General features: G+C 69.3%; 24 protein-coding genes. 4 read left to right on the forward strand and 20 right to left on the reverse strand.

Annotated features, from left to right (window positions below; all coding sequences use genetic code 11):
* The first annotated feature begins 160 nt into the window (after positions 1-160).
* Together ACH49X_RS04980 and ACH49X_RS04985 are read left to right on the forward strand one after the other, a co-directional pair.
* A complete protein-coding gene (locus ACH49X_RS04980) occupies positions 161-439 on the forward strand; it encodes a hypothetical protein (RefSeq protein WP_195078719.1) in 279 nt (92 codons plus the stop codon).
* 170 nt (positions 440-609) lie between these two features.
* Positions 610-1,275, forward strand: coding sequence for a serine protease (locus ACH49X_RS04985; RefSeq protein WP_397068881.1), 666 nt, complete (start codon positions 610-612; stop codon positions 1,273-1,275).
* Between the two features lie 27 nt (positions 1,276-1,302).
* Here the strand turns inward: ACH49X_RS04985 and ACH49X_RS04990 are convergent, their stop codons facing one another.
* Entirely contained in the window at positions 1,303-1,992 is a 690-nt protein-coding gene (locus ACH49X_RS04990; protein WP_195078718.1) for an FHA domain-containing protein, read from the reverse strand.
* A gap of 212 nt (positions 1,993-2,204) precedes the next feature.
* Here ACH49X_RS04990 and ACH49X_RS04995 point away from each other — a divergent pair, with 212 nt between their 5' ends.
* The gene (locus ACH49X_RS04995) at positions 2,205-2,702 is read left to right on the forward strand and encodes a GNAT family N-acetyltransferase (protein ID WP_323124213.1); all 498 of its coding nucleotides are present in this window, start codon (positions 2,205-2,207) and stop codon (positions 2,700-2,702) included.
* Between the two features lie 223 nt (positions 2,703-2,925).
* Here ACH49X_RS04995 and ACH49X_RS05000 read toward each other — a convergent pair whose 3' ends face one another.
* The 12 genes from ACH49X_RS05000 to ACH49X_RS05055 all read right to left on the reverse strand — a co-directional run bounded on the left by ACH49X_RS05000 (position 2,926) and on the right by ACH49X_RS05055 (position 16,824).
* Entirely contained in the window at positions 2,926-3,849 is a 924-nt protein-coding gene (locus ACH49X_RS05000) for a tyrosine-type recombinase/integrase (RefSeq protein WP_195078717.1), read from the reverse strand.
* A 54-nt stretch (positions 3,850-3,903) separates the two neighbouring features.
* A complete protein-coding gene (gene dprA / locus ACH49X_RS05005) occupies positions 3,904-5,157 on the reverse strand; it encodes a DNA-processing protein DprA (protein WP_195078716.1) in 1,254 nt (417 codons plus the stop codon).
* Positions 5,154-6,662: a YifB family Mg chelatase-like AAA ATPase gene (locus ACH49X_RS05010; protein ID WP_357206877.1), complete on the reverse strand. Its 1,509-nt coding sequence runs from the start codon at positions 6,660-6,662 to the stop codon at positions 5,154-5,156. Before ACH49X_RS05010 ends, dprA begins: the two co-directional genes overlap by 4 nt.
* Entirely contained in the window at positions 6,662-7,018 is a 357-nt protein-coding gene (locus tag ACH49X_RS05015; protein ID WP_195078714.1) for a YraN family protein, read from the reverse strand. The genes ACH49X_RS05010 and ACH49X_RS05015 overlap by 1 nt, the downstream gene beginning before the upstream one ends.
* Before the next feature lie 101 nt (positions 7,019-7,119).
* Positions 7,120-7,425 carry a DUF2469 domain-containing protein gene (locus ACH49X_RS05020; protein WP_011210678.1) on the reverse strand — a complete coding sequence of 102 codons (306 nt, stop codon included), beginning with the start codon at positions 7,423-7,425 and terminating at the stop codon, positions 7,120-7,122.
* Positions 7,426-7,471: 46 nt separating this feature from the next.
* Positions 7,472-8,257 carry a ribonuclease HII gene (locus ACH49X_RS05025; protein WP_195078932.1) on the reverse strand — a complete coding sequence of 262 codons (786 nt, stop codon included), beginning with the start codon at positions 8,255-8,257 and terminating at the stop codon, positions 7,472-7,474.
* Between the two features lie 48 nt (positions 8,258-8,305).
* A complete protein-coding gene (gene lepB, locus ACH49X_RS05030; protein ID WP_397068887.1) occupies positions 8,306-9,088 on the reverse strand; it encodes a signal peptidase I in 783 nt (260 codons plus the stop codon).
* A 77-nt stretch (positions 9,089-9,165) separates the two neighbouring features.
* Complete coding sequence (rplS, locus tag ACH49X_RS05035; protein WP_014352079.1) at positions 9,166-9,507, reverse strand: 50S ribosomal protein L19; 342 nt, start codon at positions 9,505-9,507, stop codon at positions 9,166-9,168.
* A gap of 633 nt (positions 9,508-10,140) precedes the next feature.
* Positions 10,141-11,058, reverse strand: coding sequence for a hypothetical protein (locus ACH49X_RS05040; RefSeq protein WP_323124212.1), 918 nt, complete (start codon positions 11,056-11,058; stop codon positions 10,141-10,143).
* 27 nt (positions 11,059-11,085) lie between these two features.
* The gene (locus ACH49X_RS05045) at positions 11,086-13,494 is read right to left on the reverse strand and encodes a Tex family protein (RefSeq protein WP_323124211.1); all 2,409 of its coding nucleotides are present in this window, start codon (positions 13,492-13,494) and stop codon (positions 11,086-11,088) included.
* 61 nt (positions 13,495-13,555) lie between these two features.
* Positions 13,556-15,193, reverse strand: coding sequence for an AMP-binding protein (locus ACH49X_RS05050; protein ID WP_357206879.1), 1,638 nt, complete (start codon positions 15,191-15,193; stop codon positions 13,556-13,558).
* Positions 15,190-16,824 (reverse strand): AMP-binding protein, encoded by a 1,635-nt coding sequence (locus tag ACH49X_RS05055; RefSeq protein ID WP_195078712.1) that lies wholly within the window; start codon positions 16,822-16,824, stop codon positions 15,190-15,192. Before ACH49X_RS05055 ends, ACH49X_RS05050 begins: the two co-directional genes overlap by 4 nt.
* Positions 16,825-16,923: 99 nt before the next feature.
* Here ACH49X_RS05055 and ACH49X_RS05060 point away from each other — a divergent pair, with 99 nt between their 5' ends.
* Complete coding sequence (locus tag ACH49X_RS05060) at positions 16,924-17,775, forward strand: LuxR C-terminal-related transcriptional regulator (RefSeq protein WP_357206881.1); 852 nt, start codon at positions 16,924-16,926, stop codon at positions 17,773-17,775.
* 273 nt (positions 17,776-18,048) lie between these two features.
* Here the strand turns inward: ACH49X_RS05060 and trmD are convergent, their stop codons facing one another.
* From trmD to ACH49X_RS05095, 7 genes are all read right to left on the reverse strand, one after another.
* The gene (gene trmD / locus ACH49X_RS05065; protein ID WP_357206882.1) at positions 18,049-18,753 is read right to left on the reverse strand and encodes a tRNA (guanosine(37)-N1)-methyltransferase TrmD; all 705 of its coding nucleotides are present in this window, start codon (positions 18,751-18,753) and stop codon (positions 18,049-18,051) included.
* 64 nt (positions 18,754-18,817) lie between these two features.
* Complete coding sequence (gene rimM / locus ACH49X_RS05070) at positions 18,818-19,342, reverse strand: ribosome maturation factor RimM (RefSeq protein WP_357206884.1); 525 nt, start codon at positions 19,340-19,342, stop codon at positions 18,818-18,820.
* Positions 19,343-19,585: an RNA-binding protein gene (locus ACH49X_RS05075; RefSeq protein ID WP_011210690.1), complete on the reverse strand. Its 243-nt coding sequence runs from the start codon at positions 19,583-19,585 to the stop codon at positions 19,343-19,345.
* A 94-nt stretch (positions 19,586-19,679) separates the two neighbouring features.
* Positions 19,680-20,108, reverse strand: a complete 429-nt coding sequence (gene rpsP / locus ACH49X_RS05080; RefSeq protein WP_357107675.1) for a 30S ribosomal protein S16 — start codon at positions 20,106-20,108, stop codon at positions 19,680-19,682.
* 216 nt (positions 20,109-20,324) lie between these two features.
* Positions 20,325-21,062 carry a class I SAM-dependent methyltransferase gene (locus ACH49X_RS05085; protein WP_195078707.1) on the reverse strand — a complete coding sequence of 246 codons (738 nt, stop codon included), beginning with the start codon at positions 21,060-21,062 and terminating at the stop codon, positions 20,325-20,327.
* Between the two features lie 49 nt (positions 21,063-21,111).
* Positions 21,112-22,095 carry an LLM class F420-dependent oxidoreductase gene (locus tag ACH49X_RS05090; RefSeq protein ID WP_195078706.1) on the reverse strand — a complete coding sequence of 328 codons (984 nt, stop codon included), beginning with the start codon at positions 22,093-22,095 and terminating at the stop codon, positions 21,112-21,114.
* A 54-nt stretch (positions 22,096-22,149) separates the two neighbouring features.
* Positions 22,150-23,208, reverse strand: a complete 1,059-nt coding sequence (locus tag ACH49X_RS05095) for an amidohydrolase family protein (protein WP_195078929.1) — start codon at positions 23,206-23,208, stop codon at positions 22,150-22,152.
* Positions 23,209-23,285: the final 77 nt, after the last annotated feature.

Below are 23,285 nucleotides of genomic sequence, written 5' to 3' on the forward strand. Positions count from 1 at the left end.
CGCATTCCGTGCGCGCGGAATCGTGCAGAATAGCGATTCCGATGTCTCCCCGATTCCCCCGGGATGAATGATTCCGACCCCGAGGTTGATGGTCTCTCGCGCGCGCTTCGAGAAGAGTTGTGAGTGTGTTCACACTGAGGCCTTCAACCAACGAGGGCTGGTGAAGCAATCAACCACTGGAGACATCATGATCACGAACAAAATGCGTGTAACGGCAGCGGCGGTAGCGCTCGCACCGATCATCGCCCTTGGTTCGGGTTTCGCTTCCGCAGCTCCCGACGTATCACCGGGGCCGATGCAGGTGGCGGATCATCCGGTACCCGTGCAAGTCGAGCCCGCGACACTGGGTCTGATTTGGCCGCTGGGCATTTTCTGTGCTCCTCTGTTGCTGCTTCCGCCGGTGGTCAACGCGGTTACCGTGGCCATTTGCGCCGCCTGATCGCGTTTCGCCGGAAGCGCATGGAACACGAGAGCGCCTCGGGCAGGCCAGGAGCCCCGGGGCGCTTCTCGCGTGCCGACGAGAATTTCATTCCGGCCCCGCCGGACAACGGGCCGGTGAACATCCGGGAATCCGCGGTGACGGGCCGAGGAGTGCGGTTGAATTACCGGATGACCAAGTTCAGGAAACTCGTTGGCGCCGCGGCGGCACTCGCCGCGATGACGGCGCCGTTCGGAGCACCTGGGACCGCGCAGGCCGCAGCGCCATCCGTTCTGGGTGGCGGCTCCGGCATCGTCGTCGGCGGTCAGAACATCTGCACGCTCACCACGATCGGACGCGACGCCGGCGGCAGGCTGGTCGGGTTCACCGCGGCGCATTGCGGCGAGGCGAATGCCGCCATCGTCCCGGAGAGCGATCGCGACGCCGGTACCGTCGGCACTGTCGTGTACGCCAGCGGCGACATGGACTATTCCGTCATCGAATTCGATCCGGGGAAGGTGACGCCGGTCAACCAGGTGGGAGGAACCACCATCACCGGATTGGGCGGGCCGGCCCGCCCACCGGACACCGTCTGCAAGGAAGGAAGGACCACCGGCCGGACCTGCGGGCCCGCTTATGGCGACATGTTCGCGGGCGCCGATGCCACATGGACCCAGACGTGTGTCGTCGAAGGTGACTCGGGAGCTCCGCTCGTGGTGGGGACGACGCTCGTCGGCATGGTCAACGGCTACTTGGCGGTGCCGTGCCTGGGACCGCAGCTCGGCACCGATATCACCGCGATCGTCGCCGACGTGAACGCACGCGGCGGCGCCGGAGCCGGTTTCCAGCCGATCTGACCGGATTTCTTCCTTTCTACCGGAGCCTTACCTCTCCTGGTCGGCGACTATGCCGAATTCGATAGCGCGTTCGACCAGAAACAGCCTCTTCTGGTTGGGAGGTAAGGCTTCCACCTGGAATATTCGGAACAGCGCCCGCATATGCGTCTTGACCGTGGACAGACTCAGACACAAATCGTCCGCGATCTGCCGGTTGGAGGCGGGATACGAATACGCGTCGCGCGCGTCGTAGGGACGGCACAGTGCCTCCAGAACCACGTACTGAGCCGGTGTCAGCGAGCTACGGGTCGGCAGCGGTGAATGGGCGAGAGTCAATTCCCCGTCGAAGGATTCGTCGGCACGGAAGACGAATACCGATCGACCCACGCGAATAGTATCGCCGGAGCCGAGTTTCCGCCGTCCGCCCACACGTTCGCCATTGACGAATGTCCCATTCTTGGATAATCCGTCGTCGACGATGATCCAGCAGCCGCCCACCCGCTCCAGAATGGCGTGCAGCCGGGATACGGTGGGATCGGAATTGACGATGATGTCGGCCGCGACGGACCGCCCGATCGTCATTTTGGACGCGCCGCCGTCGAGGGAGATCTCACGCGCCCCGTCGGATGCCGCGGGCTGAGGCGAGGCGGAAGCAAGGGCCGAGTGGCGCCACGCGGACTGCCCCACCAATGGGTACAGTTCGCGACGCAGGGCCTGTGGTCCGCTGGACGTAGACATCGCTCGTCTTCCCACTCGAAGTAGGCCGTGAACTGCGGGCACTGATTCGCTACCTCAAGAGTGCGCTTTCTCGGCGCCGATCACATGCATATTCGACTACTTCGCTGCGTGAGCGAGGCAGTATCGGACCGCAGCGCACGACAACGGTGCAAAATCCAACCGCTCGGTCTGAATAAGACGGCCTCCAGCCACGGGCAGTCAGAATGGTCCGGGTGAGCGTCATCATTCGACCGCGCACCGACAGCGACCTCGTCGCCTGCGCCGCGGCACTGCGACAGGTCCATGACAACGACCGGTACCCGGACGCCTGGCCCGCGGACCCGGCAGGCTGGCTGTCACCGCCCAAACTCCTCGCGGCCGTCGTCGCCGAGCGCGACGCGACCGTGGTCGGACACGCCGCACTCGGCGCGAGCGGGGGCATGCCGGAGGTCGTGCGCGCATCAGCCGGTGCGGAGACTGTCGTCTCGGTGATCCGGTTGTATGTCGTCCCTTGGGCGCGCCGGGCAGGGGTGGGTTCGCTGCTGCTCACCGAGGCCGTGCGCATGGCCGCGAGCCGGGGGCAGCGTGCCGTGCTGACGGTGACCTCCGGCAGTGCGGCAGCGATAGCCATGTACGAGAGGCACGGTTGGCGGCAGGTGCACAGCGGGCCTGGCGGCTGGCGGACCACGGACGGGCGAGAGGCTTGGATGCACTACTACGTCAGTCCATGAGCCCACGGGTTGCACATCGGCGCACGTAGCCCTACTCGCTTCGTAGGCAGACGCCGTGGTGACGGCGTCCTCCGCTTGGGCGGAACCGGCGACCGCAACGCGTTGACGTTGTCGCAGGACATCGCGAGCGGCCAATGCGGACGCGACGCACTCGATCGAGGTCGCACCGCCGTTGTGGGCGACCTTCCAGAGGTACGACGCACTGGCGGTCACCAAGCGTTGGTCAGGCGCGTGGGTGGGCTTGGTCGTGCACCTTCTTGAGCCGGTCGATGGAGACGTGGGTGTAGAGCTGGGTGGTGGCCATGCTCGCGTGTCCGAGCAGTTCCTGGACCACACGCAGGTCGGCGCCGCCCTCGAGCAGGTGGGTCGCGGCCGTGTGCCGCAGACCGTGCGGACCCACGTCCGGCGCACCGGGGATGGCCGAGACCACCTCGTGCACGACCGTTCTGGCCTGACGCTGGTCCAAGCGCCTCCCGCGGCGGCCCAGCAACAGCGCTCGACCGGACTCCGCGGTGGCGAAGGCGGGGCGTCCGTAGCGCAGCCAGTTACCGACCGCCTCGTCCGCGGGCGCGCCGAACGGCGCCGAACGCTCCTTGTTGCCTTTGCCGAGCACACGCACCACGCGCCGTTCGCGGTCCACGTCTTCGATGTCCAACCCGCACAACTCACTGACCCTGATGCCGGTGGCGTACAGCAATTCCACGATCGCCCGGTCGCGCAACGCCATCGGGTCACGCTGCGCCGCACCGGATTCCGCCGCGTCCATGGCGCCGAGCGCCTGTTGCCGCCCGAGCACGGCGGGCAGCACGCGATGCGCTTTCGGCGAACCCAGCCGCAGCCCGGGGTCGACCGGAAGCCGACCGGTCCGGGTGAGCCAAGCGGTGAACGTGCGCGCCGAGGACGCCCGCCGTGCCACGGTGGTTCGCGCCGCGCCCGCGGCGGCTTGCCGGGCCAGCCACGAACGCAGCAACATCAGGTCCAGCTCGCGGATCGCCGAATCCGCCGACCGAGTGTACAGATGCTCCAGCAGAGATCGTGCGTCCCCCAGGTACGCGCGCACCGTGTGCTCCGAACGGTTGCGCCCGAGCCGCAGATGCCTGCCGTACTCCGCCAGCAGCGCTTCCAGATCTTCGGGCAGTTCTTCCATGCCTCCACCGTCCCCACCCGCGATCCGGATGGCAAGCGACCGCGCCGAACACATTCATCGGCGCCGCGCCCTTCGGTGCCAACCGCTTTCGTCACTGACCACCAGACCTGCCAATTCCAGAGCGGACAAGGTCGCGCGAACCACAGGAAGCGGCACTCCGCACTGCCGCGACACCTCCAGCGGCAGTCGCGAGCCGATTCCGGGCAGCGCTTCGAAGACCAGCGCCTCGTCTCCGGTCAGCCGATCCTCCGGGTTACCGCCCGATGCCGCCGCTTCGGGGACCGACAGACGCAACGGCCCCGCCTCGTCGGCGACTTCCTCGGCCCTTGTCACCAGCAGGGCTTCGCCGTCGCGGATCATGCGATGACAGCCCACCGAAGCGGCCGAGGTCACCGAACCCGGCACGGCCAAGGCGGGGCGGCCCATGCGGCGGGCCCATTTGACGGTGTTCCGCGCGCCGCTGCGCAGCCCCGCCTCGACGACGAGCACGCCGTCGGCGAGAGCGGCGATCAAGCGGTTGCGGGCCAGGAACTGATGCTTCTGCGCGGTGACACCGGGCGCGTATTCGCTGACCACCAAACCGGTTTCGGCGATATCGGTCAGCAGGCGCTCGTGCTGGGCCGGGTAGGGCCGGTCGATGCCGCAGGCCAGCACGGCGATCGTGCGCCCATCCACCGCCAGCGCCGCCCGGTGTGCCATGCCGTCGATGCCGAACGCCGCTCCGGACACGATGGTCCAGCCCTGCGCGGCGAGGTCTCCCGCGATCTCCCCCGTGACCCGGTTGCCGTAGCCGGTACTGCACCGCGCCCCGACCACCGCCACCGCGCGTTCAGTGGACTCCAGCAGCGAGCGTGGGCCGCGCACCCACAGCACCAGCGGTAGAGCGCCGTCGCGATCCTTGCCCGGCTCCAGCTGGGCGAGGCCGAGCATGCGCCAGGCCGGCCATTCCGCGTCGTCCGGCGTCACCACGCGTCCGCCGATCCGATCCATGAGTTCGAGGTCCCGCGCCGCGACGTCGACGGCGCGCCGCTGCTGCGTTGGCCCGCGAAGCGGTTCGGGGAGCGCGCACTCCCGAACGGCACGCGCCGCTTCGACCACCCCGACCGACTCGATGAGCGCCGACAGCGGCGCACACGGGCCCTGCACCACCCGCGACAGGTACACCCACGCGAGCCGCCGCTCGTCGTGCTCGCGGGACGACGATCCCGTCCCGCTCACGGGCACGCCGCTCGTGGCGGGCGCATCCTCGACGGCGGGCCGATCGACGGCCGCAGGCAGGTCGGTTCCAGCCTTCGCGGAGGGCGTCATTGCGCGCCCCGCTGGCGAAAGTTCAACGCCGACAGCACATCCTGTGCCGAGGGAAGCTCGCCGCCGCGCAGATCGCAGATGGTCCAGGCGACGCGGATGGCTCGGTCGGCGCCTCGCGCGGACATGCGCCCGAGACGCAACGCGGCCTCGACGGGAGCGAGCGATTCGTGCGGCAAGCGGAAGCGTTGACGCAAGATGTGGCCGGGGACTTCGGCATTGGTGAGCCACCCGTATTCGCGCCAGCGGGTGGCGGCGGCGCGCCGCGCCACGGTGACCCGGCCGCGGACCACCTCGCTGCTCTCGGCCGCGTCGGTGCTGAACGCCGCACCGGACTGTCCGTGCATCCGCACCCAGATGTCGATCCGGTCCATCAGCGGCCCGGACAATTTGCCGAGATAGCGCCGGCGAGCCAGCGGCGCGCAGATGCAATCGACGTCGCGAGCCGGAGCGCACGGGCACGGGTTGGCCGCCAGCACCAGTTGGAAGCGGGCCGGATACCGCGCGACACCGTCGCGCCGGGCGATGCGCACCTCCCCTTCCTCCAGCGGCGTTCGCATCGCCTCCAGCACCTTCGTGCCGAGTTCGGCGCATTCGTCGAGGAACAGGACGCCGCGGTGGGCCCGGCTGACCGCGCCCGGCCTTGCGGTCCCCGAACCGCCGCCGATCATCGCGGTCACCGAGGTGGAGTGGTGTGGGGCGACGAACGGCGGGGCGGTGATCAACGGGTGTTCACCGGCGAGCGTGCCCGCCATGGAATGGATGGCGGTGACCTCCAGCGCCTCGGCTTCCGTGAGCGGGGGCAGCAGCCCGGGAAGACGTTGGGCCAGCATGGTCTTACCGATGCCGGGCGGCCCGGTGAGCAGCAGATGGTGGCCGCCCGCCGCGGCCACCTCCAGGGCCCAGCGCGCTTCTTCCTGCCCGACCACCTCGCTCAGATCGCCGCCTTGCCGCACCGTGTCCGGCAGGTCGCCGTCCGGCTCGTCGAGCGCGCCTTCCCCGCGCAACCAGGCCACCACTCCACGCAAGCTGCGCGCACCGAGGACTTCGATGCCTTCGACCAGCCCGGCCTCGGCCAGCGTCACCGCGGGCACCACAACGGTGGACCAGCCGGCCTTGCGTGCGGCGAGCACGGCGGGCAGGATGCCGCGCACCCGCCGCACCCGTCCGTCCAGCGCGAGTTCGCCGAGCAACACCGTCTTCGCGAGCCGCTGCGAGGGCACCGCGCCGGACGCGTCCAGTACCGCGACGGCGAGCGCCAGGTCGTACACGCTGCCCAGCTTGGGCAGCGTCGCGGGCGACAGCGCGAGCACCACCCGGCCGTCGGGCCACTTCTCCCCCGAGTTCGCCACCGCGGAGCGGACTCGGTCACGGGACTCCTGCAACGCGGTGTCGGGAAGCCCGACCAAATGGACCGATGGCAGGCCCTGGCCGATATCGGCCTCGATCTCGACGAGCAGACCGTCCACGCCGGTGACCGCGACCGAATGCGCCCGCCCGAGAGCCATCAGAACACCGCCTCGAGATGGTCGATGACCGGTGTACGCCCTCGCGCCACCAGCACCGACACCACGTCGAAACGGACGCGCCGCCACGGCCCGTCCTGCTCGGCCAGCCAGAGCAGGGCCAGCCGCCGGATCCGTTGCCGCTTGGCGAAGGTGACCGACTCCGCAGGGGTGCCGTACCCCAAGCCGGAACGCGTCTTGACCTCGACGAACGCGGTCACATCCCCGTCCACGGCGATCAGGTCGAGCTCGCCGTATCGGCACCGCCAATTCCTGGCGACGATTTCCATCCCCGCGGCGCGCAGAAAGTCCGCCGCCAGTTGCTCACCGTGCGCGCCGAGCGCCTGTTTGTCTGTCACCCCGCCAGCGTGCGCCGGGAGCCGATCAGGTCAGCGCCGCCGACCTGGGGAAACGGAAAACCTGTTGATAACCGAGTGGCTGTGCGGAACTCCCGCCTGGCTCACTCGGGCAAGCGCAGGTCCGGCTTCTCCAACTCCTCGATGTTGACGTCTTTGAAGGTGATGACCCGGACGTGCTTGACGAAGCGGGCCGGGCGGTACATGTCCCACACCCACGCGTCGCTCATCCGCACCTCGAAATACACTTCGCCGTCCGCGTTCTGCGGTCGCAGCTCCACGGAATTGGCCAGGTAGAAGCGGCGCTCGGTCTCCACCACGTACGAAAACTGACCGACGATGTCCTTGTACTCGCGATACAGCGAGAGCTCCATCTCGGTTTCGTACTTCTCGAGGTCCTCGGCACTCATCGGGTGGGACGTCCTCCTTCTCGCCGCATCGCGTCGTGTGGTGACATCATCGCGCATGCGCTGCGTCGGTAGCTACTCGGCCAGCCGTACGCGCGTTCGGAAACTGCTCCGACAGCGCCTCGTCCAAGCCCTCGGCCAGTACGGCGTCCGCGACATCGGCCGCCGCCGCGACCGGCCGCAACCCGGCGGCTTCGCGCACATTGCGCCAGGAGCGGCGATGCTCGCTGCTGGGGCCGAGGCGTTGCAGCGCGGCGGTGTGCTCGGGCGTGTTGTAGCCCTTGTGGGCGGCGAAGCCGTAGCCGGGGAACCGCTGATCCAACTCGACCATGATGCGGTCCCTGGTGACCTTGGCCAGGATGCTGGCCGCCGCGATGCAGGCCGCCGCACCGTCCCCGCCGATCACCGGCAGCGAGGGCACCGGTATGCCGGGCACGCGGAATCCATCGGTCAGCACATAGCCGGGGGTGTGCCCGAGCCCGGCCACCGCGCGGCGCATCCCTTCGATATTGGCGACGTGGATGCCGATCGAATCGATCTCCCAGGCCGGGATGACCACGACCCGGTAGGCGAGCGCCAGGCGGATGATCACCGGGTACAGCTCCTCGCGGACGGCCTCGGTGAGCTTCTTGGAGTCGTCGAGCCCGGCCAGCTTGTCGTACGCCTTCGGCGCGAGCAGGCACGCCGCCACCACGAGCGGTCCCGCGCAGGGACCGCGCCCGGCCTCGTCCACGCCGGCGACCGGTCCGAGACCGCTGCGGATCAATGCCGCCTCGAGCGTGCGCAATCCTCCGGCCCTGCGCATCACCACACGCGGCGGCCAACCGTTACCCACCGGCACTCGACCTTGCCCCACCGTCCAATTATCCTGCGTCCCGCGTGATCAGTTCTGCTGGGGATTCTCCGAACGCACCGGACCGATCCGCCCCGGCGGCCAGATCTTGAACACCGCCTTGCCGCGGACGTTGTCCACGGGAATGGTGCCCTGCAGTTCGTCGGTGATGTGGGCGCGGGAGTCGGCGGACTGGTTGCGGTTGTCGCCCATCACCCACAGATGCCCTTCGGGCACCTTCACGGGCTTGAACTCGCGTCCGCCGTTGGCGTTGTAGGGCTGCCCCGGCACGTAGGGGAACAAGTACCGGGCGTACGGCTCGTCCAGGGGCTTGCCGTCCACGAGGACCCGGCCCTGCGCGTCGCAGCACTGCACGGTCTGGCCGCCGACCGCGATCACCCGCTTCACCAAGTCGTTCTCGTCCGGCGGCACCAGACCGAAGAAGGAGAAGAAGTTCTGCACGCCGCGGACCGCGGGATTGTCCGAGCGGATCGACTGGTAGTGGGTGTTCCACGACGGCGGGCCGACGAACACGACCACGTCGCCCGGCTGCGGATCGCCCCAGTAGTAGCTCAGCTTCTGCACGTAGATGCGGTCACCGGTGCACCCGGCGCATCCGTGCAACGTGGTTTCCATCGACTCGGAGGGAATCACGTACGGCCGACCGACGAACGTGACCATCAGCGCGGCGATCACCGCGGCGATCACGATGAGGATCGGCAGTTCCTGCCAGAATGGCCGCTGCTTCTTCTTCGCTCGCCGCTTGGCGCGACCCGCTCGCGTACTCTCGTCGCCCGATTCGGACACCGACACCGACCCACTTTCGTCTGCCACGCCGAACAGATTAGCCCGGCAGCGAAACCGAAGTCCGATGCCGGGCTGAGGAAGATCTGTTGTGCCGAAAAGCTAACTCAGCGCTTTTCCTTGATCTTGGCGGCCTTGCCACGCAGGTCGCGCAGGTAATACAGCTTGGCGCGCCGGACATCACCGCGGGTCACGACATCGATGTGGTCGATGTTCGGGCTGTGCACCGGGAAGGTGCGCTCCACGCCGACGCCGAACGACACCTTGCGGACGGTGAAGGTCTCGCGGATGCCACCACCCTGGCGACGGATCACGACGCCCTTGAAGACCTGGATGCGCTCCTTCGAGCCTTCGATGACCTTCACGTGCACGTTCAGCGTGTCGCCCGGCCGGAACTCGGGGACGTCGCTGCGCAGCGACTTCTCATCGACGAAGTCAAGGGTGTTCATTTCCATCCTTCTGGTTTCGCGCGAACAGAGGACCCTGGCGGCACTGGAGGTGCTCGGCCGGTTCATGCTCCGATCAAATGGGGTGCGCCGGGTCGACAACCACCCAGGGCAACCTGAGCATTGTGCCAGATCGCCGGGTCGCGGAAGAAATCGACCCTGGTAGCGGCGAGTCGGCGGCCTCCTTCACGCTACGCCGGGCGCGGCCGGGTTCACGACTCCGGCGGGAGTATGGGCGAGGCGAACACTTCCTCGAGCGGTGTCGGGCCGGTATAGCGGCGGCAGGGGCAACCGACCCACTCGCGCAGGCCGTGGGTTCCTTTGCGGGAGAGCTCGGCATGGCATTTGCCCGACGCGCGGTCGTGCACCGCCAGGTCGTGACCACAACCGCAGCGCGCGGAGAGCGTCTTCCCGACACGGCCGCGGCGAGAGCCGAACCGACCGCATACCCATCCGACACCGGCGAGGCCTGCGCCGACCGCAAGACTGAGCGGATCCAACATGAACGTAGTATACGTATACGCATAGCCGCGGTCATGCGGAATGCTTCTCGGGACTACGCGACCCGACGGTGACGCGCGGCAACTGCATGCCGAACCGAGCCTCTCGACCGGCCGGCCCGGCCGGACGCGTTCGTCAGCGCTTCTGTTCGCCGGATATCGCATCCTGGGCGGGCGGCCCTGGCGTATGCAGCGGGCCGTGGTCGGAATGCCAGAACGAATGGTCGCGGTGCGGGGCCGGTGGAGCGGGCACGACCGTGCGGGTGAGTTCGGCCTCCGCCGCCGTGCGGACGTGCTCCACATCCGGTTTCCCCGCCACCAGGTCCTGCACGAAGATCTTGGCGCGGATGACCGGGCGACGATATCGCCGTTCCCGGACGATGGCCCGGTACATCAGCCGCCTGCGGTCGCCGTAGCGCCAGCGCGCCCACGGCGCTCCCGGCCTGCTGAGCCGCAACGCGCCGACGACCAGCAGCGGCAGGAAGAACATGCCGAACAGGCCGGTCCAAATCTTCCCCTTGGCGATCACGATCGCCGCGAGAGCCAGATTGACCATGGCGAACACGACGACGAAGGCGCGCACCTCGATGCTCGGATCGCGCCGGAAATCGTTGATGTCCAGCATCCACAGCGGGTGGAAGCCGAGCAGCAGCAAGCCCGTCACGGCGAGCGCGACGAACACCGCGTCCACCGACGTGCGCCCCTGCTCCTCCCAATACACGTCGCGCAGATAGAAGATCAGCGCGAATTCGTCGAGCACCAGCGCCGCGCCCACACCGAAGAGCGCGGCGAGGATGCTGGCCGTGGCGGTGTCGGCGCTCTCGTACTGGGCGACCATGCCGACGCCGGAGGAGAGCACGAGGATCACCCCGAACACCATGTGGTGCACGTGCGTGTCCCCGGCCCGCAGGTTGCCCGGCCACCAGCGCACCCGGGCGCGGATCAGCCGGACGCTGACCCGGATGACCAGGAACCCGACGATGAACCCGAGCAGGAAGCACAGCAACGGCAGCCGCCCTTGGGCGATCACGTCCTCGTGGAGCCACCGTCGCATGGCCGCTACTCCCTCCCGCGTATCGGACTACCGGCCGAAGCCCGCCCTGCGCAACGCGTCGGCCATCGCGCCGCTGGGAGCGGGCGCGTTGCGGCGCTGGTTGCCGCCGCGGCCTTGGCCCTGAGTGCGGTTCTGGCCCTGCTGCCGGTTCTGGCCGTTCTGCCGCTGGTCGCCTCCGGATCGGCCGCCCTGCCCGCGCTGCCGGTTTTCGCCGCCCTTGGCGGGTGCGCCCGGCTCGTCGTCCAGGCGCAGGGTCAGGCCGATGCGCTGGCGCGCGACGTCCACCTCGAGCACCTTCACCTTCACCACGTCGCCGGACTTGACCACTTCGCGTGGGTCCTTGACGAAGTTGTGCGACATGGCCGAGACGTGCACCAAGCCGTCCTGGTGCACGCCGACGTCGACGAAAGCGCCGAACGCGGCCACGTTCGTCACCACGCCCTCGAGCACCATGCCCGGCTTCAGGTCGGCGACCTTCTCCACGCCCGCGGCGAACTCGGCGGTTTTGAACTCCGGACGCGGGTCGCGACCCGGCTTCTCCAGCTCGGCGATGATGTCGGTGACGGTAGGGACACCGAAGCGCTCGTCGGTGAAATCGCTCGCGCGCAGCGAGCGCAGCGCCGTGGTGTTGCCGATGATCTCCGCGATGCCGCGCCCCGTCGATTCGAGGATGCGCCGCACCACCGGATACGCCTCCGGGTGCACCGCGGACGTGTCCAGCGGATCGTCGCCGCCGCGGATGCGCAGGAAGCCCGCGCACTGTTCGAACGCCTTCGGGCCCAGGCGCGGGACGTCGAGCAGCGCGGTCCTGCTGCGGAACGGGCCGTTCTGATCCCGGTACGCCACGATGCTCTCCGCCACCGACCCCGCGATGCCGGAGACCCGCGACAGCAGCGGCACCGAGGCGGTGTTCACGTCGACGCCGACCGCGTTCACCGCGTCCTCGACCACCGCGCCCAGCGAGCGGGCCAGCAGCGATTCGGAGACGTCGTGCTGGTACTGGCCGACGCCGATGGACTTCGGGTCGATCTTCACCAGCTCGGCCAGCGGGTCCTGCAACCGCCGCGCGATCGACACCGCGCCGCGCAGCGACACGTCCAGGTCGGGCAGCTCCTGGGAGGCGTAGGCGGAAGCGGAGTACACCGAGGCCCCCGCCTCGGAGACCACGATCTTGGTGGGCTTGTTCTCCGGGATGCGCGAGATCAGCTCGGCGGCAAGGGCATCGGTCTCACGCGAGGCGGTGCCGTTGCCGATGGCGATGAGTTCCACGCCGAACCGGGCGACCAGCGCGCCGAGCACCGCCAGCGACTTCTCGGTCTGGCCCTGCGGTTTGTGCGGGTAGATCACCTCGGTGGCGACCACCTTGCCGGTGGCGTCGACCACCGCCACCTTCACGCCGGTGCGGTAGCCGGGGTCGAGGCCCATGGTGGTGCGGGTGCCCGCGGGGGCGGCCAGCAGCAGATCGCGCAGATTCGCGGCGAACACGTCGACCGCGTCCTTCTCCGCCGCCTGCCGCAGCCGCATCCTGGTGTCGATGCCGAGGCTGACCTGCAGCTTGGTCCGCCAGGCCCAGCGCACCGTGTCCAGCAGCCAGGCGTCGGCGGGGCGGCCGCGGTCGGCGATGCCGAAGCGAGTGGCGATGCGACCTTCGTAGACGGTGCGCTCGCCCGGCTGCGGCTCCTCGGTGTCGGGCTCGAGGTGCAGGGTGAGCACTTCCTCCTTCTCGCCGCGCAGCAGTGCGAGCACGCGGTGGGAGGGCAGTTTGTCGAACGGCTCGCTGAAGTCGAAGTAGTCGGCGAACTTCGCGCCCGTCTCTTCCTTGCCCGCGCGCACGGTGGAGGTGATCTGCCCGCGGCTCCACATCAGTTCGCGCAACTCGCCGACCAGGTCGGCGTCCTCGGCGAAACGTTCGACCAGGATGGCGCGCGCGCCGTCGAGCTGCTCGGCGGTGTACTGCGCCGGATCGGTGTTCGGATCCCCGATAAGGGCGTCGGCCACCGGCTCGTGCCCGGCCTCGCGCGCGATCTGCGCCTTCGTGCGCCGCTTCGGCTTGTACGGCAGGTAGATGTCCTCCAGCCGGGCCTTGGTCTCGGCGAGCAGGATCTGCCGGTGCAGCGCGTCGTCGAGTTTGCCCTGGCCACGGATCGATTCGATGATCGCGGCCCTGCGCTCGTCGAGTTCGCGCAGATAGTGCAGCCGCTCCTCGAGCAGGCGCAGCTGCGCGTCGTCCAGACCGCCGGTGATCTCCTTGCGGTACCTGGCGATGAACGGCACCGTCGAGCCCGCGTCGAGCAGTTCGACGGCGGCGCGCACCTGGGTCTCGCGCACCGCGAGTTCCTCGGCGATGCGGCGGTTCACGCTGGCTGGGCCCGCGGCGTCGGAGCGTGGCACGGCGGGTGTGGACTCTGCACTGGCAGTCTCGGGCGCTGTCGTCACGTCGGAGACACTACCGTCGCCGCCCGACAGACGGTCCACACCCAGGTGAACCGCGCGCATCTCAGCTGTCGTCCAGACCGAGCAACCGCCGCGACAGTTCCCGCATCTCGGCCTTGCGGATCTTGCCGGTCACCGTCATGGGGAATTCCTCCACCACGTGCACGTAGCGGGGGATCTTGAAGTGCGCCAGCTTGCCGGTGGCGAAGGCGCGCAACGCCGCGGCGTCCAACGGCGTTGCCCCATCGCGCATCCGGATCCAGGCCATCAACTCCTCGCCGTACTTCGGATCGGGCACGCCGATCACCTGCGCGTCCAGGATGTCGGGATGGGTGTAGAGGAATTCCTCGATCTCCCGCGGGTAGACGTTCTCGCCGCCGCGGATGACCATGTCCTTGATCCGTCCGGTGACGGCCAGGTAGCCCTCGTCGTCCATCACGCCGATGTCGCCGGTGTGCATCCAGCGGGCGGCGTCGATCGCCTCCGCGGTCTTGTCCGGCTCGTCCCAGTAGCCGAGCATCACCGAATAGCCGCGGGTGCACAGCTCGCCGGGTTCGCCGCGCGGCGCCGTGAGACCCGTTGCCGGGTCGACGATCTTCACCTCCAGGTGCGGTCCCACCCGGCCGACCGTCGCGGTGCGCCGATCGATGCCGTCGTCGCGCCGGGTCTGGGTGCTGACCGGAGACGTCTCGGTCATGCCGTAGCAGATGCAGACCTCGCGCATGCCCATCCGGTCGATCACCCGCTTCATCACCTCCACCGGGCACGGCGAGCCCGCCATGATCCCGGTGCGCAGCGTGGACAGGTCCGCGGCCGCCGAGTCCAGCGCGGCGAGCATGTCGATGAACATCGTCGGCACGCCGTAGAGCGACGTGCAGCGCTCGGCCTCGACCGCGGCCAAGGCCGCTTTCGGGTCGAACGACGGAGCCGGGATCACGATGGCCGCACCGTGACTGGTGCCGGCCAGGTTGCCCATCACCATGCCGAAGCAGTGGTAGAACGGCACCGGCACGCAGATCCGGTCCCGCTCGGTGTATCCGCACAGTTCGCCGACGAAATAGCCGTTGTTCAAGATGTTGTGGTGACTGAGCGTGGCTCCCTTGGGGAATCCGGTTGTGCCCGAGGTGTATTGGATGTTGATCGGGTCGTCGGCCGACAGCAGCGCGCCCAGCCCGGCGAGCCGGTCGGCGTCGACCGTGGTGCCGGACAACGACTCCCACTCCGGTGTGCCGAGCACGACCACCTGCGCCAGCGCGGGACAGTTCGGCCGGACCTGCTCGATCATCGCCACGTAGTCCGACGACTTGAACCGCTCGGCCGCGATGAGCATTCGCACGCCCGCCTGCCGCAGCACGTACTCCAGTTCGCCGGTGCGGTAGGCCGGATTGACGTTGACCAGGATCGCGCCGATCTTCGCCGTGGCGTACTGCACCAGGAACCACTCCGCGCAGTTCGGCGCCCAGATGCCGACCCGGTCGCCCTTGCCGATGCCCTGCCCGGCGAGGCCGCAGGCCAGGGCGTCGACCGCGGCGCCGAGCGCTCGGTAGGTCCAGCGCCGTCCGGTCGGCCGGTCCACCAGCGCTTCGCGATCCGGGAACGCCGCCACCGTGCGATCGAGATTGCCGCCGATGGTGTCGCCGAGCAGCGGGACGTCCGACACGCCGGAGGCGTAGCTGGGCTGGGGCAGCGCGGCCGAGGTCATCGGGCACCGCCCTGCCGCAGCACGAACCGCTGCACCTTGCCGCTGGGCGTCTTCGGCAGACTCGCCACGAAGTGCACCTTGCGCGGGTAGGCGTGCGCGGCGAACTTGCGCTTCACCAGGCTCTGTAGCTCGGCTTCCAGCTCGGGACCGCCCACGGCGCCGTCGCGCAGCACGACGAACGCCTCGAGCACTTCGCCGCGCAGTTCGTCCGGCATGCCGACCACGGCCGCCTCCGCGACCTGCTCGTGCAGCACGAGCACGCTCTCCACCTCGAACGGGCCGATGCGGTAGCCGGCCATGATGATCACGTCGTCGTCGCGGGAGGAGAAACGGAAGAAGCCGTCCGCGTCCTGCGAGCCCGCGTCGCCGGTCAGGTACCAGCGGCCGTCGGCGGTGTAACGCTGTGCGGTGCGTTCCGGAGCGTCGAGGTAGCCGAGGAACCACAGCAGCGGGCTGCGTCGGGTGTCGATCGCCACCCGGCCCAGTTCGCCGGTGGGAGCGACCGTGTCGGCGTCGTCGGCGAGCACGGCGCAGGTCCAGCCCGGCAGCGAGCGCCCCATCGATCCGGCGGGGGTCTCGGTGTCGAGGTCTTCGTGCCAGGCGTTGCAGATGACCATGCCGTGCTCGGTCTGGCCGTAGTGGTCGCGCACCGCGACGCCCAGGTACTCGACGGACCAGGCGACCACTTCGGGGGTGAGCGGTTCGCCCGCCGAGGAGGCGCGGCGCAACCGGGAATGCACCGGCGGCGTGGCGCCGTCGGCGCGCAACGCTCGATACACCGTGGGGGCGGCGGCGAAGTTGGTGACGCCGAACGTCTCCAGCACCTGCCAGGTCAGCTGGGCCGAGAAGCCCGCGTGCAGCAGGATGCTGCGGATGCCGGTGGCCAGGGGACCGAGGATGGCGTAGTACAGCCCGTAGGCCCAGCCCGGATCGGCGGCGTTCCAGAAGACGTCGTCGGGCCGGACGTCCAGCGCGAATTCCTGGTAGGCGTGGAAGGAGGCCAGCGCGCGCAGCGGGATCGGGACGCCCTTGGGCGTGCCCGTGGTGCCGCTGGTGAACAGTTGGACGAGCAGTCCGTCGCCGCCCACCGCGACCGGGTGAGCCTGCGGGGAGGCGGCCGTGTGACTGTCGAGCAACTCGTCCATCCGCAACGCCCCCTCGGGCGCCTCGGCTCCGGCGACGATCAGCCGCCAGGCCGGGTCTTCGGGGAAATCGGGGCCGGGCGCCAGCTTCGGCGCCTGGTCGGCGTCGGCGATGACGACCGACGTGCGGGCGGCGTTCACCCGCAGGGCGATCGCGGGCGGAGCGAAGGCGGTGAACAGCGGAACGTGCACCGCGCCGCGGCGCCAGATGCCGAGCAGGGCGACCACCAGGTCCGCCGATTTCGCCATCAGCGTGGCCACCCGGTCACCGGGTTCGACGCCGAGTCCGGCGAGTGCCGCGGCGAAGCGGGCCGAGCGTTCGCGCAGTTCGCCGTAGGTGAGGTCGGTCGAGGAAAGGTCGGTCTCGACGATGGTGAAGGCGACCCGGTCGGCCGGGTGCCGATCGCACAGCAGGTCCGCCGCCGACGCGTCGGCGCGGTCGTAGCAGTCCAGCAGTTCGCGCACCCGCTGATTCAGATCGGTGCCCATCTTCAGTTCTCCTCGTTCTGTGATCCAGCGCAACCCGGGTGTGCAATAGGATGTGGGTCACATCCCACCGCCCACTACCCCCGAAAAGGGGTGAGTCCCGTGACCCACACCGCCTTGCTGCGTCCGCGCGACAGCGACGCGCTGCGTGCCGAGATCCGCTGGGTGGCGAGCACCGCGGGCGTGCCGGTGGCGTTCGGGGGCGAAGTGCACGGCGACGCGCTGCTGCTGACGGAGTTCTTCGGCACGCTGACCAACGGCCTGCGCGGTCTGGCCGTGGCGCGGGCTTCGGGGCTGGGCGGCCGGGTGATGGAGTCGGGACGGCCCGCCGCGGTCTCCGACTATCGCCGCGCCTCCTCGATCACCCACGACTACGACGGGCCGGTCTCCGGTGAGGGCATCCGCTCGGTGCTCGCCGTACCCGTGGTGGTGGACCAGCGCTCCCGCGCGGTGCTCTACGCCGCGACGCGCGGCGCGAGCCCGCTGGGCGATCGCACCGCGGATCTCGTCGTCCAGGCCGGGCGCAGGCTGGCCACCGAGATCGCCGTGCGCGACGAGGTCGACCGCAGGCTGCGGATGCTCGAGGTCACCGCCCCGTCGGCGGCGGCGGCCCCTGCGATCACGGAGGAACTCCGCGACATCCACGCCGAACTGCGCGGCATGGCCCGTTCCGCCGAGGACGACCGGCTGCGCGGACGGCTGCACGCGGTCTGCGAACGACTCACCCGGGTCATGACCGGCGAGCCGCGGCCGGACAGCCCGAAGCTGTCCCGCCGGGAGCTGGACGTGCTGTCCCAGATCGCCATGGGTTGCACCAATCAGGAAGCGGCGCAACGACTCTCGCTCGGCCAGGAGACCGTGAAGAGCTACCTGCGCAACGCGATGGTCAAGCTCGACGCGCACTCCCGGCACGAGGCGGTGGTCGCCGCCCGCCGCCACGGCTTGCTGCCGTGAGACGCGGCGGGCCCGGTCACGGCTCCGGCGGAGATGAGTCCTTGTAGGGGGCGTTGTGCGACACACCGGCGCTGAGCCCGATCTCGCGGAGGGTCACCGCCTCGACGCCGCCCGCGTCCGAGCAGCCGGACCGCCGAATCGAGCAGCACTGAGCGGGCGTCCGGCGGCTTTGCGCAGCCCTGTCGCGGCACACTCCCAGCCGAATCTGCGGCCGTCCGAACCGCGCGACCAGGGTCCGCACCATACGTGGGCCGACGGGCGTGGGGAGTGGGCCTATCGCCCTGGTCCGGCCGTGTCGCGGTCGGCCAGCAGGTCAGGACGGCGTTCGCGGGTCCGCGCGAGGGATTGCTCGCGTCGCCACGCGGCCACCTTCGCGTGGTCGCCGGACAGCAGGATCGGCGGGACGTCGAGCCCGCGCCAGGAGACCGGGCGGGTGTAGCTCGGACCTTCGAGCAACCCGTCGGAGAACGAATCCTCTTGATGGGACTGCTGATTGCCGAGCACGCCGGGCAGCAACCGGACCACGGCCTCGGTCATCACCAGCACCGCCGCCTCGCCGCCGATCAGCACGTAGTCGCCGATGCTGACCTCCTCCACCCGGACGCGGCGGGCTGCGTCGTCGAAGACGCGCTGGTCGATGCCTTCGTAGCGGCCGCAGGCGAAGACGAGATGCCGCTCGGCGGCCCAACGGCGCGCCGTGGCCTGTGTGAACGGCACGCCCGCCGGCGTTGGCACCACGAGCAGCGCGTCATCGGGACACACCTCGTCGAGCGCGTCGCCCCACACGGTCGGCTTCATCACCATGCCGGGCCCACCCCCGTACGGGGAATCGTCGACCGACTTGTGCACGTCATGGGTCCACCGGCGCAGGTCGTGCACCGTGAGCGAGATCAGCCCCTTGTCGATCGCCTTGCCGAGCAGCGCCGTGCGCAGCGGCTCCAGGTACTCGGGGAAGATCGTGACGACGTCGAGTTTCATGCCTGTCTCCTAGCGCCGCCGGGCCGCACGTCGCAGGCCGGGGCGGGCGCGATCGGGCACCGTCTCATTCCGGGTCGAGCAGACCCTCGGGCGGATCGATCACGATCACGCCATCGGCGAGCGACACCGTGGGCACGATGGCGGTGACGAACGGGATCAGGATCTCCCGCCCGTCGTCCGCGGCGCGCACCTCCAGCAGCTCACCGGCCGCGGAGTGCAGCACTTCACGGACGGAGCCGACCACGGTGCCGTCGGTGAGCCGGACCTCCAACCCCTCCAGCTCGTGGTCGTAGAACTCGTCCGGGTCCTCGGAAGGCGGAAGGTCGGCACTGTCGACCAGGAACAGCATGCCGCGCAGCGCGTCGGCTGCGGTGCGGTCGGCCACCCCGGCCAGAAACACCAGAAGCCGGCCCGAGTGCTCCCGGGCCGACTCCACGGTGAACTCGCGAACCTGCGTCGCGCGCGGCAACCGGCCGCGCAACCTGGCGCCCGGCGCGAAACGCGCCTCCGGTTCGTCGGTGCGCACCTCGACGACGAGTTCGCCGCGCACGCCGTGCGACTTGGCGACCCGTCCGACGACGAGTTCCATCTACTGGTCGGTGTCGACCACGTCGACCCGGATGCCACGGCCGCCGATCCCGGCGACGAGGGTGCGCAGCGCGGTCGCGGTACGTCCACCGCGTCCGATCACTTTGCCCAGGTCGTCGGGGTGGACGTGCACCTCGACCGTGCGTCCGCGGCGGCCGGTGATCAGCTCGACGCGGACGTCATCGGGATTGGCGACGATGCCGCGCACCAAGTGCTCGACGGCATCGGCGACGACGGCGCTCACTGCTCCATCACCTCGCGACGCGACTCACCCGTCGTTGGGGCCGGTCTACGAACGGCTCGCGACGGGTATCCGATGGACGGGTATCGCCCGTTCATTACTCGGCGGCCCCGGCCTCGGCGCCCTCTTCGGCGTCCTTCTTGCTCTTCTTCTTGGGGGTGACCGCCTCGGCGACCGGCTCGTTGTCGGCGGCGGCCAGCGCGGCGTTGAACAGGTCCAGCTTCGACGGCTTGGCCGGCTTGACCTTGAGGGTGCCCTCGGCGCCCTCGATGCCCTTGAACTTCTGCCAGTCGCCGGTGATCTTCAGCAGCTGGAGGACCGGCTCGGTCGGCTGCGCGCCGACACCCAGCCAGTACTGCGCGCGCTCGGAGTCGATCTCGATCAGCGAGGGCTCTTCCTTCGGGTGGTACTTGCCGATGGACTCGATGGCCCGGCCGTCCCTGCGGGTGCGGGCGTCCGCGACGACGACGCGGTACTGCGGGTTGCGGATCTTGCCCAGACGGGTGAGCTTGATGCGAACAGCCACTGCTGATCTGCCTTTCGTTGGTTGGTCACGACGCAATTCGGCGACCCGCATGGTCTGCGAGCCCGGTTTTGCGCTTTCGAGTGTGTGACCGCCGCGCGGTACGGAACCGGAGACGGGCTGACACTTGTCCGGAAGGACGGTGGTCCATTGTGCCAGACGAGGCGATCACGCCAGAAATCGCGTCCGGCTCGCCCATGACGATCGGCGCGCCTCGGACTATCCCGGTGCGGTCGCGATGAGCGCGCGGGTGGGCACCCAGGGGCCGCCCCACCACATCCGCCACCCCACCGGCCGGTGGATCAGACCGGTCGCGCCGTTCGCCGCCAGGACGGCGCGGTACTGCCTGGTGTTGCCGATATCGACGATGACCAGTTTGCCGCCGGGACGCAGCACCCGGCATGCCTCCCTGACCGCGGAGGCCCGGCCCTCGGCGGTCTTGATGTCGTGGATCGCCAAGCTGGAGACGACGACGTCGAACACGCCGTCGGGGAACGGCATGTCGGTCATGTCGCCGGTGCGCAATTCGATCCGATCGGCGACGTTCTCCGCCAGCGCGTTCCGCTCCGCGGTAGCGGGGGTGTTCCCGCAGTGGTCGGCCGAGCACCACAGATCCAGGCCCACCGCCCGCCCGGCGGGCAAGCGGCGCGCGGCGGCCAGCAGCACCGCCCCGCGGCCGCAGCCCATGTCGAGCAGGTGTTCGTCGCCACGCAGTTCGAGGTCGTCGAGCAGGCGCGCCCAGACCCGGAACTTGCCCCGGCGGGTCGCGTGCAGGAACAACCCGAACTGCGTGGCCAGCACGACGCCGATCAGCAGGAGCAGCAGGCTCGGACGCAATTGCTGGAACAGCGCCACCACCAGAGCTGCGGCGAGATACCCAACCGCGAGAACTCCCAGCAACAACAACACCGACGGCGCGTCGACACCGTACGACGCGCGCCACGGAGGGGCTATCATCGCCCGATCATAACCAGCGCCAACCGCATTCGAGCCCGGTTCTCGCTCGTCAGCGCACCAGCGGAGCAAAGGTGCGTCCGGCCAGCTCGACCGCGCCCGGTTCGTGCCCGTTGAACACCATGTTGATGATCAGCCCGTCGACGCCGTGGTCGAGAACGCGGGTCCGCAGCTGCTCGGCAACCTCGTCGGGCGTGCCGACGAACTGGCGGTCGGCCGGACTCTGCGCACGCTCGGCGTCCGACAGCTCCGACAGGTCGATACCCATGCGGCTCAGGTAATCCCGCTGCTGCTTGCGCACCAGGTCACCGTCTTCGTCCATCATGACGAAGCACAGGTAGCTGGTCTCCAGGGTCTGCGGATCCCGGCCGACCTCGGCACACCGCGCCCGCAGCGCCTCGAGTTTGCGCGGCAGCTCGGAGGCGTTGCAGATGATGTTGAGATGGTCGGCGAAGCGGGCGGCAAGGCCGAAGGTCTTCTTCTCACCGCTGCCGCCGAGCAGGATCGGCAGATCATCGCGCACGCGCGGCTCGTTCATCGCGTTCTCGACCCGGTACCACTTGCCCTCGAAGGTGGGCCGCTCGCCGCGCAGCATCGGCTGGATGATGTGCAGCGCCTCGTCGAGCCGCTCGAAGCGGTCGGTGAAGGTCCCGAACTCGAAGCCGAGCGACCGGTGCTCGAGTTCGAACCAGCCCGCGCCGATGCCGAGCACGGCGCGGCCACCGCTGACCACGTCCAGCGTGGTGACCGTCTTGGCGAGCATCGCCGGGTTGCGGTAGGTGTTGCCGGTGACCAACGCCGACAACTGGATTCGCTGCGTCGCGGTGGCCAGGCCGCCGAGGGCGGTGTAGGCCTCGAGCATCGGCTCGTCGGGCGTGCCGATGCCGGGCAGCTGATAGAAGTGGTCCATGACGAAGGCCGTATCGAAACCGGCGGCTTCGGCCTCTCTGGCCTGCGCGATCACCGTGGGGAACAGCTCACGCACCGACTTGCCGTAGCTGAAGTTGGGCATCTGATATCCGAGGCGAATTGTCACGAAATCCGACCTTACGCCGCTTCCGTATACGCGCGGGTGAGCCGCGGTGACGCGTTATCGATGGCCGGTGACCGGACCGTGCCCGCCGTACACGCGTCCGCGCAGGACGACGGCGTACGGTGTGCTGAGCGTCTCGGGGTGGGTGCGCGGATCCTCCTCGTAGACAACGAGATCGGCGGGAGCGCCGTCCTCGATGCCGGGCCGCCCGAGCCAGGAGCGAGCCTGCCAGGACGCCGCGCCGAGTGCGTCGTGGCCGGACAGGCCCGCGGCGGCGAGCGCGGAGATCTCGTCGGCGATGCGCCCGTGCCGGATGGAGCCGCCGGCGTCCGTGCCCGCGAAGATCGGCACGCCCGCCTCGTGCGCGGCGGCGACCGTGCCGCGCACCCGACGGTGCAGATCGCGCATGTGCGCCGCGTAGACGGGGAATTTGCCCGCGCTGTCGGCGATGCCGGGGAAGGTGTCGATATTGATCAGGGTGGGGACCAGCGCGGTGCCGTGCTCGACCATCATCTCGATGGTCTCGTCGGTGAGACCGGTGCCGTGCTCCAGGCAGTCGATGCCCGCGTCGATGAGGCCGGGTAGCGCGTCCTCGCCGAAGACGTGCGCGGTGACCCGTGCGCCGTTGGCGTGCGCGGCGTCGATGGCCTGTTTCAAGATCGCGTCGCTCCACAGCGGGCGCAGGTCGCCCACGGAGCGGTCGATCCAGTCGCCGACGATCTTCACCCAGCCGTCGCCCAGGCTGGCCTGCTCGGCGACGATCTCCGGGAGGTCGCGTTCGTCGTCCAGTTCGATGCCCAGTTCGCGGATGTAGCGCTTCGGGCGGGCGATGTGGCGGCCGGCGCGGATGATCCGAGGCAATTCCTCGTGGTCGTCGATGAACCGGGTGTCGATGGGCGAGCCCGCGTCGCGCAGCAGCAGGGCGCCCGCGTCGCGTTCGGTCTCGGCCTGCGCGACGGCACCCGCTCGGTCCTCATGGCCGCCGCCGTACCGGATCCCGACGTGGCAGTGGGCGTCGACCAATCCCGGCACGATCCACCCTGCGCCGCATAGTGTTTCGGCTCCGGGCACCGGATCGAACGACACCAGGCCGTCGCGTACCCAGAGGTCGCGCATCTCGCCTTCGGGCAGAACCACACCGCGTAGATGCACGGCAACCTCCTGGAACTCGTCGGCGGCCTCCAACCTACTGT

The sequence above is a fragment of the Nocardia sp. NPDC019323 genome, assembly GCF_044389845.1.
GTDB lineage: Bacteria > Actinomycetota > Actinomycetes > Mycobacteriales > Mycobacteriaceae > Nocardia > Nocardia implantans.

Excerpts from the sequence above, each read along its gene's own strand:
- rplS (WP_014352079.1), bottom strand. The coding sequence starts at position 9,507 with ATGAACACCCTTGACTTCGTCGATGAGAAGTCGCTGCGCAGCGACGTC.
- rimM (WP_357206884.1), bottom strand. The coding sequence starts at position 19,342 with ATGGAACTCGTCGTCGGACGGGTCGCCAAGTCGCACGGCGTGCGCGGC.
- ACH49X_RS05040 (WP_323124212.1), bottom strand. The coding sequence starts at position 11,058 with ATGCGACGGTGGCTCCACGAGGACGTGATCGCCCAAGGGCGGCTGCCG.
- ACH49X_RS05085 (WP_195078707.1), bottom strand. The coding sequence starts at position 21,062 with ATGATAGCCCCTCCGTGGCGCGCGTCGTACGGTGTCGACGCGCCGTCG.
- ACH49X_RS05010 (WP_357206877.1), bottom strand. The coding sequence starts at position 6,662 with ATGGCTCTCGGGCGGGCGCATTCGGTCGCGGTCACCGGCGTGGACGGT.
- ACH49X_RS05095 (WP_195078929.1), bottom strand. The coding sequence starts at position 23,208 with ATGCGCGACCTCTGGGTACGCGACGGCCTGGTGTCGTTCGATCCGGTG.
- ACH49X_RS05055 (WP_195078712.1), bottom strand. The coding sequence starts at position 16,824 with ATGGGCACCGATCTGAATCAGCGGGTGCGCGAACTGCTGGACTGCTAC.
- ACH49X_RS04985 (WP_397068881.1), top strand. The coding sequence starts at position 610 with ATGACCAAGTTCAGGAAACTCGTTGGCGCCGCGGCGGCACTCGCCGCG.
- trmD (WP_357206882.1), bottom strand. The coding sequence starts at position 18,753 with ATGAAACTCGACGTCGTCACGATCTTCCCCGAGTACCTGGAGCCGCTG.
- ACH49X_RS05000 (WP_195078717.1), bottom strand. The coding sequence starts at position 3,849 with ATGGAAGAACTGCCCGAAGATCTGGAAGCGCTGCTGGCGGAGTACGGC.
- ACH49X_RS04990 (WP_195078718.1), bottom strand. The coding sequence starts at position 1,992 with ATGTCTACGTCCAGCGGACCACAGGCCCTGCGTCGCGAACTGTACCCA.
- dprA (WP_195078716.1), bottom strand. The coding sequence starts at position 5,157 with ATGACGCCCTCCGCGAAGGCTGGAACCGACCTGCCTGCGGCCGTCGAT.
- ACH49X_RS05020 (WP_011210678.1), bottom strand. The coding sequence starts at position 7,425 with ATGAGTGCCGAGGACCTCGAGAAGTACGAAACCGAGATGGAGCTCTCG.
- ACH49X_RS05050 (WP_357206879.1), bottom strand. The coding sequence starts at position 15,193 with ATGACCTCGGCCGCGCTGCCCCAGCCCAGCTACGCCTCCGGCGTGTCG.